The sequence below is a fragment of the Neobacillus sp. CF12 genome, from assembly GCF_030348765.1.
In the GTDB taxonomy this organism is placed as follows: domain Bacteria; phylum Bacillota; class Bacilli; order Bacillales; family Cytobacillaceae; genus Neobacillus.
The window spans coordinates 4,960,857-4,972,420 of sequence record NZ_JAUCEU010000007.1 but is presented as its reverse complement, the minus strand read 5'-3'; the positions used below and the strand labels follow the sequence as shown (position 1 = coordinate 4,972,420).

Below are 11,564 nucleotides of genomic sequence, written 5' to 3'. Positions count from 1 at the left end.
ATAATCTCCATAAAAAGGCGGAAACCAAACTAAACGGTTTCACGCCTTTTTGTTCGATTTAATTAATGATTGTTGAAAGCTCCCCTTTTGTATCTTTAAAAACTGTAAAATATAACTTAAACACTCCTGGATTCAGGGTTAGTCTTTCACAGTAAACGTAAACTTTTTACCTTCATTGATTTCACGAATTATGCTAAGGTCAACCTTTGGCTTTCTGTCATAGGTTAAAAGTCCATTAATTTCCTGTTCGACATCTGTAATTTGGGTATAACAGAATCCTTGAACGAGCGGTGATTCCAGCAAACTAGAAACAACAAGATAATATCGCTCGATAAAATCTTGATCATTTGAGGCAGATGTATAGCCCCATCCTTGCCATTCACTTTTCTGATAGGCAATACCGCCAAACTCCGAAACCATAATGGGCTCACCCTTATAATGAAAGCTAGGGACAAATAAAAAGCGGTCTGCAGGTGTAAACTGTAATGTATTTTCTAGCCTGGAATATCTTTCTTTTAAAACTTCCTTCTCACCTTCATAGTCATGAATAGTTAAGACATCTGAAACGGTGTGTTCCCACCCGTCATTTGAAATAACTAGACGAGACTGGTCCAATGATTTTGTTAAATAGTACATACTTACTAAATGATTCGCTTGACGTGGATCCCTTTTTAATAGAGGAACACCCCAGCTTTCATTAATAGGTACCCAAGCAACAATAGAAGGGTGATTATAATCGCGTTCTATTGCATCCTGCCATTCAGACGAAATCCGTTTTATGGCTTTATCGGTAAACGTATGGCAGTTAGCCATTTCACCCCAGACAAGAATTCCTAAGTGATCTGCCCAATAAAGAAAACGAGGCTCCTCGACCTTTTGGTGTTTCCTCACTCCGTTAAAGCCCATTTCTTTTGTTAATTCGATATCTCTCTTTATAGCTTCATCCGTTGGGGCGGTTAGTAGACTATCAGGATAATATCCTTGATCTAGAACCAGTTTCATATAATAAGGCTTATTGTTTAATTCAATTTTTCCGTTATTAATTGAAATTTTTCTCATCCCAAAATAGCTTTCAACTTTATCAACAATCTCATTGTCTACTTTTAAACAGAGTTTAATCGTATAAAGAAATGGCTGTTCCGGGCTCCAAAGTTTACCGTTACCGCTCTCGAAATCCTTCAACAAAACCACTTGTTTATTCTTGCGTTGATCAAGATTTACTTTACGAGACTCTTTTGCAACAACTAAATCTTGAGAATAGATTTCTATTTCTAGCTCTTGTTTTTCTGATCGGTTCTGAATAAGATATTCAACCGTTACTTCACCTGTATCGATATTGGGTGTTAGTTTTACTCTCTCAATGTAAGAGTGATTTACTGGCTCTAACCAAACCGTTTGCCAAATGCCGGTTGTTCGGGTATAAAAAATCCCTTTAGATTCCTTCTCCCAGTATTGTTTTCCACGCGGTTGCTCCAATTCAGTTGATATATCTTCTACCCTTACGACAACTTTATTTAATCCGTCCATTAAAGTATCTGTTATATCAGTAAAAAAAGAAGTATGTCCTCCTTCATGAGAAGCGACAACCTTTCCATTGACCCAGACAGATGCACGATAATCAACGGCACCAAAGTGAAGATGTATTTGTTTCCCCTGCCACTTTTCCGGAATCATAAATGTTCTTTCATACCAAACAACATCATGGAACTCATTTGTATGAATACCGCTTAGTTTCGATTGAAAAGCATACGGAACAATAATTTCTTGTTGATAATCATGATTTACATACCACTCTTCTCTTAAACCAATATTGTGATCATCGAATTCAAAGTTCCATTGGCCGTTAAGATTTAACCACTCATTTCGATTGAAATTAGGTCTTGGATATTCCGGTCTAGGAATAATATTAGTCATCAAATTTTTGTCTCCAACATTAATTGTTTAAGCGTATCTACATTAATGGAAAGACTTTCATAAGGATCCCGTTCAAATTCCTCCTGCTCAACCGTGAACCACTCAACGCCAACTTTATTCCCCATCCTAACAAGCGAGGCAATATCAAGTTGACCTTTCCCTACTTCAATCCCAGTTTTTTTACCATTAACAATTTTCATATCTTTTATATGCAGGGACACGACACGATTTTTATATTTTTGAATGATTTCTAAAGGGTCATGCTCCGCGAAGCTAGCCCAATAACAATCTAATTCCATTTTTACTAAATTTGGGTTTGTGTGACCCAATAGCAGATCAAATCCCGTTTCACTTCCAAACTGTTCAAATTCAAATGCATGGTTATGATAGGCAAAAGTAAAACCTGCCTTTTTACATGTTTCGCCAATTTGATTCAGTGTCTCTGCTGATTTCTTATAATCATCAGCTGTTTGTCTCATTTCCTTTGGAAGCGCAGGACAAATAAGTAAGTTATTATCAATTGCAATATTGTATTCAATACTCTTCTTTAATTCATCATCTAAAAGCTTCTCGATCCCTATATGTGCCCCTGCAACAGAGATTCCATTTTCTTTTAATACATTTTGCAGCTTGTCAGCTGGAGTATCATAAAAGCCCGCAAATTGTATTGCCTCGTATCCAAGCTCAGCCACTTTTTGAATCGTTCCTAAAAAATCTTTTTCGGCATCCTTCCACACAGAAAATAATTGTAAGCCAATTTTACTCAAAGGAATTTCCCCCTATTATTAAATAAGAGGCGGCTTAAAAGAATACCTGCCACCCCTTATTTCTATTATTTTTTAATTAAACTTGTACATGTTCACCTAATTTTACAGCCTCACCTTTGGCCGCTGATTGGTATAGTCCGTTAATGATTTGTTGGAGATAGACGCCTTGTTTGGCAGTACTTAATGGTGAAGTACCATCTAAACACGCATCTACAAATCTACTAAGCTCTAGTTCATGATAATCTCTCTTTGGTAAATATGCTGGAGTGAGATCAATTAACGATTCATGTTTTTCTTGATAAATCTTTAGTGGGAATACATCTGCTCCACCATTGTCCCCCATTAACGTCACATTCATTTCATCAGCCTTCTCGACGTTAGCAGCAAATGCAGACTCTAATAGAATGGAAGCCCCATTTTTGAAAGTGATCATTCCTCGCGCCATATCTTCAACCGAGAAATTTTCCCAATCCCATGTTCCCATGAGTCCTACTCCTTTTCGGTTACCAAGTTTTTGATAGGTTACTCCAAATACAGTATCCGGTTCTGGATAACCCATTAAATATAATGCAGTATCCAACATATGGACCCCGATATCAATTAAAGGTCCTCCGCCTTGAAGTTCTTTGTTTGTGAATACACCCCATCCAGGAATTCCCCTGCGACGCATTGCCGTTACACGTGCAGCATAAATATCACCAAGTTCGCCAGCGTCGATAAAGCGCTTTAAAACTTCTACCTGTGGTGCATGACGATAATGGAATCCATAAGTTAGGATTTTTCCGGCCTTATCAGCAGCGATGGCCATTTCCTCTGCTTCTTTTGCTGTCATAGCTGGCGGCTTTTCACATAGAACATGACATCCTGCATTTAATGCGGCTATCGTGGCATGATAATGGAATTTATTTGGTGTACAAATACTGACCGCATCCAAATTTAGAGTCTGAAACATTTCTTCAAAACTTGTAAAAGCATGGGGAATATTGAATTCTGCTGCTAATTGATCAGCCTTTTCCTTTACAACATCGCTTACTGCAACTATCTCAACTTTTTCTCCGCATTTTAAATAGTTTGGAATATGTGCATGCTTTGCGATGCCGCCCGCTCCGATAATCCCTACTCTTAATGTTTTCCCCATTTTTCTTTCCCTCCGATTCATACTCTTTGTTTATCTTTCATAATTTCAGCTATTTCTACTCTTCGGCCTTGATTCTGCGATAGCAGTGCAGCCTGATTGATTAACGTTAACCCTTGAACATCAGTTTCCGAAATGGTTGGAACGGTTTCATCAATAATCGAATTTACCCATTGTTCTAACGGCATCGGAAGTGCTTCTGGCAGGCTTTCAGGGACATTCCAACCCTCGCCTGCCTGTTTAGAATTTAAGCGAATCTTATTATCCTCTATTAATAAAGCTCCCTCAGTCCCATAAAGTTCCAGCTGGAAAGGGCTTCGTCCTGAAAGAAATCCGGTTTCAATCGTTCCTAAAGCACCGTTTTCATATTCAATAATTGCGACGGAATTATCATCTATTTCATAACCAAATTGTTTTTGTAACCTTGCTGTCACAGCTTTTACCGGTCCTGCAAGGCGATTCGTTAAATATATCGGGTGCGCCCCTAAGTCAATAAATGCACCCCCGCCGCATTCCTCTTTATTAAAGAAGTGTTTCGGTAGCCATCCGTTTGGATTTCCTTCAAATGGAACACCACCATTGTGTGCTAATCGGCAGCGAATATAAGTCAGCTTCCCTAATAACCCTTCATCGATAACCTGCTGGGCGTATAAGTAGTAATTTTCAGTTAGTCGGGGCAAAGAAACCATCAATTTTACTTTGTTTTTTTGGACTGCCTCAAAAATCTCTTTACAATCTTCCACCGTAAAAGCCAGTACTTTTTCAGAAAAAATATGTTTTTTATTTTCTGCCGATAACAGGATGATTTCTTTGTGAAGGTTTGTTGGCGTATCTACAATAACTGCCTCAATCTCCGGATTAGATAAAACTTTCATTAAATCTTGTTCAAAAGGAACACCGAGCTTACTTGCCCACTCTTTCCCACGTTCGGCATTTTCATCCCATACGATTTTGATTTCCAGATGTTGATTTTGATTTGCTTGACGTGCATAATCGTCAGCATGAACATGCCATTTACTCAATAAAGCAACATTTACCATTTAAAAACCTCCTTTTGCATTTTGAATATTTTAATAGTATGTTAATTTCCTAGAAGTCAGGGGAAAAAACAAACATAGCTGCTTTATCCCCTCACTTCCTTTCTACCTAGAGAAAGCTTACTAAACCAATTTATCCAACGTATCTTCTGATAGAGGTACTACAATTACTTCTACACCTCTTTTTTCAATTTCCTTTAGGATTTCTATATCAGCAAGGTCACTGGTAATAAACATATCTGCTTGATCAAAAGGGCAAAAAGGAGTTAAACCTGCTTTATGCAGCTTGCTATGGTCGGCCACAACAACAATCTTTTGTCCTGCAGAAACCATCGCCCGTTTCATTTCCGCATCATACAAATCAGAGCTTGTAAACCCATGCCTTAACGATATTCCCGCTGTCCCAAGGAACACATAATCGGCATTGTAGTTTTGTAATTCAGACTCTACCTGAGGTCCAACAAGACTCATCGAATTCTTCCTTAGTTTCCCGCCTAATAAATAGATGGAGGCTGTTTCATCCTTGCTGCATTCCTCAGCAACGTTCATAGCATTGGTTATAATCGTCAAGTTACTTTTATCTGGTAAGTTTTTCCCTACATACCAGGTTGTTGATCCAGCATCAAAAATGATTGTTTGTCCCTCTTTTATCAATTGGGATGCTGCCTTCCCAATTAACTCTTTCTCACGAGAATATTGGAATTTTCTTTTATCCACAGGAGGAATGAAAAATTGGTTTTCGACCTCCTCTATTAGGACTGCTCCACCGTAGTTTTTCTCGGCAACACCTTCTTTTTCAAGTTGATTCAAATCCCGCCGGATTGTTTCTTCTGATACATGCAGTAAATTAACAAGGTCAGAAACCTTTACACTCTTATTTTTTATTAATAGTTCTTTTATTAACTTACGGCGCTGCGACACAATCATGTACTTTACTCCTCTTGTTATTAAGTAAGTGCTCATAAGACTTTCTTATTCTTCCCACTCCAGTAAATTATTTTCCATTACTAGTTCGGAAGAATCTTTTGGAATACGGAATGTTTTTATTTCTGACGGCTTAAACTTAGTCTTTATTTGTCGGTTCCATTTAGGAAGAGAAATGATGGCCGTAGTTTCATCATTTGCTGTTTCATAGGCACGCACAATAAGATCCTCATTGTCCTCCGCTTGCTTTATGACACTTACAATGACATTCTCAACATCAACAGACAAGAAAGAATCTTTTTGTGGGAGTGAACCTTTATGATAGGTTTCAATAATGCTAATTGGATTTTGGTTCAATTCTGCTGCACGTTTTACAGTTCCAGCTGTTTCCCAATTCCCTTCATGCGGCAGCATGGAGTAAGTGAATCTTTGAATTCCCTGATCAATAAATGAATAATATCGGTCTTCTTCCGGTACTAGCGGGTCATGATGTGCATAAATCGGGCTGCGAAGGACCGTCATACTCATTTCTTTGTTATGGATATCGAAGCTGTATTTGCCGTCATTTAGTAAGCTGAACCCGTATAATTCGCCTGTTGATGGATGAGTTCCAGAAGTATCAATCCAGTTTTGTCCAGGCTCTTCTTCACCATTGCCCTCTCTAACAATGTGCCCATAAGGAATTTCATAGGTTGATTTTCTGAAGATAAGATCGACAGGGAACTTAATCTTTAGTGCTTTAAATTGTTCCTGCCAATTTATTGTACAATGGACATCAATCTGGTTTAACTCCTTATACATGGTAAAGTCTTGAACGAGTGTCGATTTTCCATATTCACTGATAACGCGAATAACTGATTTTACTGGACCATGTTCCACCAGTTTTACGCTGGTTGCTTTGAAGGTGCCTGCTTCGCCATTAAACTGAAGAACATTATGCGACCATGTGTCGCTATGATCGTTCATGACGACTGGTCTTGCTGCTGGCTCTCCTAGTATTTCCAGCTTCTTTTGTTTATCATATATGCTCGTGACAAATCCGGTTTGTTGATCGATTACAACTCGAAAATTGTGATTTTCCAAGCTAGTGTCACTTGCCTTTATAGATGTAAATTCTTTACCAGTTTCACGTTGAACGATTTTATATACTCGGTATCCAATTGAAGGAAGCTTCGCAATAAAGCTGATGCGTGAACGGCCCCCAGCCGTTGCCTGAGATTGAACCACTTGCATCGGGACTTGATTTCCCTCTTCATCTACTAAAATATCCTCCGGCTTTAATCCGCCTATTTCTTGTTCAACATTTACAGTACTGTTCCACGAATGAGGATTAAAGATAACAATCGGTTTCATCCCTTTTTCTTCTTCTATATCAATTCTCCAAGACATAGATTGAATCGCGTAGTTGACACCCCGTTTAGCAATAGACATTGCCTCTCCGTGCATATCCCGGGCATCCTCATATGCTGCTTCTATACTTGTCCCTGCTAAAATGTCATGGAATTGATTGAATAATACATTTTTCCATGCCTGTTTATATTCAGAAGCAGGATATTTTTGTCCTGTCGTCCAATCCGCTAGTGCCGAGAATTTCTCAGCTTTAATCAGGGCATTTTCTGCCTCACGGTTCCATTTTTTAATTCCCGAATGAACAGAGTAGCATCCGCTTGCATGGTGCTGAAGGTCATCATGGACAACTGGAAACGGAAGATTCTTTACCATGAGTTCATCAAAAAATTTATTTACTGTGCTAAACACGAGCGTTGGATATGACGAATTTTCATTCAATTGTTTAATGCTTTCAATATTTTCCTTCGTTGGACCACCGCCATGGTTACCAACACCGTAAAATGTCATTAAATCATTAAATGGTGCTTTTAATTCTCCTGCATTTCTACGTATATGTTTTTCAACATCCTTGCCCCATGTACAATATTCAAATGGAATTCGATAGGCTAAAACGCGTGAGCCGTCATCTGATTCCCACCAGAACAACCTTCCTGGAAGTCCTTTTTCCTGCGGGCTTGGACGCATAAAAATATAATAATCCATGCCGCTTTTCTTTAATATTTGTGGAAGCATACCATGATGTCCAAAACTATCAACATTATAGCCAACCTTTGCGGTTACCCCAAATTTCTCGTGGAAATAACGCTGACCATAAAGACCTTGGCGTACAAACGACTCCCCGCTCGGGAGATTGCAATCCGGCTGAATCCACCAGCCGCCGACAATTTCCCACCGGCCTTCTTGAATACGCTGTTTGATTTCTTCAAACATCTCAGGCTCATTGTTTTCAATCCATTCATAATTAGCGGCTGAACTATTCGTGAACACGAAATCAGGATACTCCTTCATCCGATCAAGCGCAGACCTAAATGTTGCTTTTGTTTCCTGGAATCCCTCCTGCCATTGCCATAGCCATACGGGGTCAAGATGAGCATTTCCAATCATATGTAAGGTTTTTTCTTTTGTTTTCGGCAGTTGTTTTTCCATCATCGAAATATTTTTTTCAGTCATTTTTTGCACCTCCTAAAATTGGCAGATCCTTTATTGTTACAAGTGCTTCTGCATGCTGTCCGAAACGACGCTTACCTACGGTAAGGTCCACTGCTATTCGTTCCCTGTAGCCCGTTGTTCCTGCAGGAATTGTAATGGATGTTGTAAATTGTGCGGTTTCATTGCCAGGCAGCTTTGTATTGAATTCTCTCTTATTAATTTCCCAGCTGTCTGGCGTGATCATTTTCGCAATGATCTCGTTTTCTTCTGGGAACGGGTTCTTTATTTCAACGGTTACTGAAAAATTTTGCCCTGACTGTACCTCTGTCTGGTATGGCTGTATGGACGCCCCAAAGCCTTCCGCCCCAAAATCCAGTTCACCTAAAGGCAAAAGGTCTTTATGTAGTTGTTCAAGCACCTTCCCTTTTTCTTCAATTTGCAGAAGAAATTCCTCAGTTACAACGATTGGATCCCAATGTCCAGAAATAATAAGGTCAGGTTTAACAGACTTATAGAGTTCAGCGCTGTCAATGTAGTCCGATATTCTGAATCGGTTATGATACACATAATTGAATTGGCCATTATCACCTTGATATTGGTCTCCAATTGCAAGAACTTTCTTACCATCTACGATAAATTCAATAGCAGCCGCATATAGTGTATGCCCTGCCTGCTCATAAACAATAAATTCAAACTCTTCCCACTTAAATATTTGGTTTAACGTCAGCTGTTTATCCACTTTTATCGGATCATACCACACACACGGCAAATCATATTTTTTAGGGTTTTCTAAAACCTCTGACACATTTTCAGGGCACCAAACCTCAGTTCCTTCTACATCCCGCAATAGGTTTATTCCCGCCACATGATCATCATGAAAATGGGTTGGAATGACAACATCAATTTTTTCAACTCCGTACTGTTCCTTTAACCTTGAAAGAGTATATAACCAAGGTCTTCTTGAAGCCCTGTCACTCCCAGATCCGATTCCGCCAATAAAATCGTAACCAAAATCAATAAACAGCGCTTTGCCGCTTTTCGATAAAACAACATAGGCATTGGACATGCTTGTGCAGTTTTGCAATAAATGAGGTGTAATGGATTGATATGGATTTTCCCGCAATTTAAATAATCTTGGATTTTGCTTTCTTTGTTCCATCAATACTGCATAACGCTTAATAAGGAGTTCCATAGCTGAAGATGGCTCCTCCATTATTTGGCCATGAGAGGGCAGAAGCAAATCAGGTTCCCGGTCTTTTAAATCCAATAGCGAAAGCACACTTAAAGCAATACCCTCACCACCGTTGTACGACCATTGTGTAGCCGCTAAAGACCAAACCTTTCCAGGGGCATAAATCAGATCACCTGTAAACGCTGTCTTCTTATCGTCAATGTCCGCTATTATGGTAATGGAACCGATTGAATGGCCAGGGCTGGGAATAATCGAAAACTTGATCCCGTTTATAACATGTGTAGAATAATCTTTTAATGTTTTATACACTGGTACAGATTGAAGGAGTGAAAAACGGTCCTGTCTCATATTGTAGTTGTTATTAATTTCCCTAGCCAGCCAGTGTTCATCAATATGATGAAATAAATCTTGTTCATTATGTGGTACCCAGATTCGGATCCCTTCGTTAACAGCAACAGCAAGCCCCTGGCACTGGTCCCGATGGTGATGGGTCATGAAAACATCTGTTACACTCTCAACCCCGATTGTATCAAGATGCTTAAGAACATTTCCATCTCCAAAGTCAATTAAGACCGCCTTTTCTTCGGTCTTAATCACGTATACATTACATGTATCTTCATATAAGTAAAGATTTGTTGAAATTTTCTTCATCATAGTATGCATGACCCCTTTTCCTCAAAGACTTTCGACTCAACGTGCTCAATCAATGGGAATAGGACGTTCCCAGCATACCGCTTTGGATGGTTCCGTACTTCATTGGCCGACTCCTGCAGCCAGTTGAGAGGGGACCGAATGTCCTCATTGTTTTCCATTGTCCTTAAAACGTCGATCGCCCTTCTTCCTGCCCATGCCCAGCTTTCCATGAGTTCTATCCATTGGACCAGATTATTGCGCAAAGCATAATTGGTCATTCTGAATTTAAGTTGGTACCCCGCTTCGTCTAGTTCGATCAGGTAATCATACAGATTTTGAATATCTTGGCTAACAGATGCTTTTTCACCTGATTGAAGGGCACAAAGGGCTTTTGAAGTTAACTGCTCCAATGATGCTGCCGCCGGATAATCGAGGCATGAATACAGGCAATTTTCAGCAAAGAGACGTAAAGCCTCGTAGTTTTCCTCACCACCAATTGTTTTCAGGGCATGATCCCATGAGGTCCACGGGTCATATTCCTTCGGGTGGTTGAAAAAATCCGAGAATGTTAGCAAAGCAATTTTAGATGCTTCTGCCTGGCTCATCGTATTGACAATAAACCCTTTACACACTTTTGTAAGAGACGCTTCGCGGCCGCTGATAGGACCGATATGCATTTCACTAGTCATAGCTAAATCATTAACAGGGTAGTTATCCCAAATAATCGGCTTTCTTTGGACCGCCGATGCAAAGTCAGCTGCATCTTGTTCCGAAATTGTTTTCGAACAAATCTCAGGCCCTGTATAAAAGATGTCAATTTCTTTGTTTAATCCTTTACCCAGTTCATGAATATAGTCGCTGAATGGCGCTATACCATGATAATCAGTTGGACAGAGAGAGAGCCTGCACGTTTTATCAAGTGATTTTAACCAAAGAATCAGTCGATTCGCAACATGAACATGTGCTTCGGCATAACTGGCGAACATTTGCCGCTCTTCCTCATGATGAAATTCAGCAGCTATGTCATCTAGCATGATCATAAAATTTCTGACACCAATCTCATAAAATGCTTTAAATTTTTCAGTAATTAATTGAAAATCCTCTTCCGATGCATAATTAATTGAAACACCAGAACCAATACTGTAGGAGAAATCTACTCCAATGTTCCTTGAATGAGCTACTGTTTCAGCAAACTGTTCCATAATGAAATCAGGATAAGGCTCCCTCCAGCGGGCGCGATGCTGGCGGTCATTTTTCGGTCCATATATGTATAGATTAAATCCATGATCCGCAATAAAGGAGATTAAATCATTTCGCTCGGGAGCCGTGTAAAATAATCCATAAAATCCTTCAATAACCCCTCTAATAGGGAAAGGGGATTGGGTCATCCGAAAAACCTCCTTTAAAAGATAAACTTCTCGGCATATCTAGAGCAGTTCTTTGCTTTTATAAGTGACCTACCT

General features: G+C 39.4%; 8 protein-coding genes. All 8 read right to left on the bottom strand.

From position 1 onward, the window contains the following. Positions 1–138 precede the first annotated feature (138 nt). The 8 genes from QUG14_RS23630 to QUG14_RS23595 all read right to left on the bottom strand — a co-directional run bounded on the left by QUG14_RS23630 (position 139) and on the right by QUG14_RS23595 (position 11,489). Positions 139–1,914: a glycoside hydrolase family 2 protein gene (locus tag QUG14_RS23630; protein WP_289344219.1), complete on the bottom strand. Its 1,776-nt coding sequence runs from the start codon at positions 1,912–1,914 to the stop codon at positions 139–141. Next, positions 1,914–2,681 carry a sugar phosphate isomerase/epimerase family protein gene (locus QUG14_RS23625; RefSeq protein ID WP_289342899.1) on the bottom strand — a complete coding sequence of 256 codons (768 nt, stop codon included), beginning with the start codon at positions 2,679–2,681 and terminating at the stop codon, positions 1,914–1,916. Before QUG14_RS23625 ends, QUG14_RS23630 begins: the two co-directional genes overlap by 1 nt. Before the next feature lie 76 nt (positions 2,682–2,757). Then, the gene (locus QUG14_RS23620) at positions 2,758–3,819 is read right to left on the bottom strand and encodes a Gfo/Idh/MocA family protein (protein WP_289342898.1); all 1,062 of its coding nucleotides are present in this window, start codon (positions 3,817–3,819) and stop codon (positions 2,758–2,760) included. 17 nt (positions 3,820–3,836) lie between these two features. After that, complete coding sequence (locus QUG14_RS23615) at positions 3,837–4,856, bottom strand: Gfo/Idh/MocA family protein (protein ID WP_289342897.1); 1,020 nt, start codon at positions 4,854–4,856, stop codon at positions 3,837–3,839. Positions 4,857–4,976: 120 nt separating this feature from the next. Further along, positions 4,977–5,780, bottom strand: a complete 804-nt coding sequence (locus QUG14_RS23610; RefSeq protein WP_289342896.1) for a DeoR/GlpR family DNA-binding transcription regulator — start codon at positions 5,778–5,780, stop codon at positions 4,977–4,979. Positions 5,781–5,825: 45 nt separating this feature from the next. Beyond that, a complete protein-coding gene (locus QUG14_RS23605) occupies positions 5,826–8,297 on the bottom strand; it encodes an alpha-mannosidase (RefSeq protein ID WP_289342895.1) in 2,472 nt (823 codons plus the stop codon). After that, positions 8,290–10,122, bottom strand: a complete 1,833-nt coding sequence (locus QUG14_RS23600) for an MBL fold metallo-hydrolase (protein WP_289342894.1) — start codon at positions 10,120–10,122, stop codon at positions 8,290–8,292. Before QUG14_RS23600 ends, QUG14_RS23605 begins: the two co-directional genes overlap by 8 nt. Continuing rightward, positions 10,119–11,489, bottom strand: a complete 1,371-nt coding sequence (locus QUG14_RS23595) for a protein O-GlcNAcase (RefSeq protein ID WP_289342893.1) — start codon at positions 11,487–11,489, stop codon at positions 10,119–10,121. Before QUG14_RS23595 ends, QUG14_RS23600 begins: the two co-directional genes overlap by 4 nt. Positions 11,490–11,564 lie beyond the last annotated feature (75 nt).

Coding starts and splice junctions, on each gene's coding strand:
- QUG14_RS23630 (WP_289344219.1), bottom strand. CDS start 1,914: ATGACTAATATTATTCCTAGACCGGAATATCCAAGACCTAATTTCAAT.
- QUG14_RS23605 (WP_289342895.1), bottom strand. CDS start 8,297: ATGACTGAAAAAAATATTTCGATGATGGAAAAACAACTGCCGAAAACA.
- QUG14_RS23595 (WP_289342893.1), bottom strand. CDS start 11,489: ATGACCCAATCCCCTTTCCCTATTAGAGGGGTTATTGAAGGATTTTAT.
- QUG14_RS23615 (WP_289342897.1), bottom strand. CDS start 4,856: ATGGTAAATGTTGCTTTATTGAGTAAATGGCATGTTCATGCTGACGAT.
- QUG14_RS23600 (WP_289342894.1), bottom strand. CDS start 10,122: ATGATGAAGAAAATTTCAACAAATCTTTACTTATATGAAGATACATGT.
- QUG14_RS23620 (WP_289342898.1), bottom strand. CDS start 3,819: ATGGGGAAAACATTAAGAGTAGGGATTATCGGAGCGGGCGGCATCGCA.
- QUG14_RS23610 (WP_289342896.1), bottom strand. CDS start 5,780: ATGATTGTGTCGCAGCGCCGTAAGTTAATAAAAGAACTATTAATAAAA.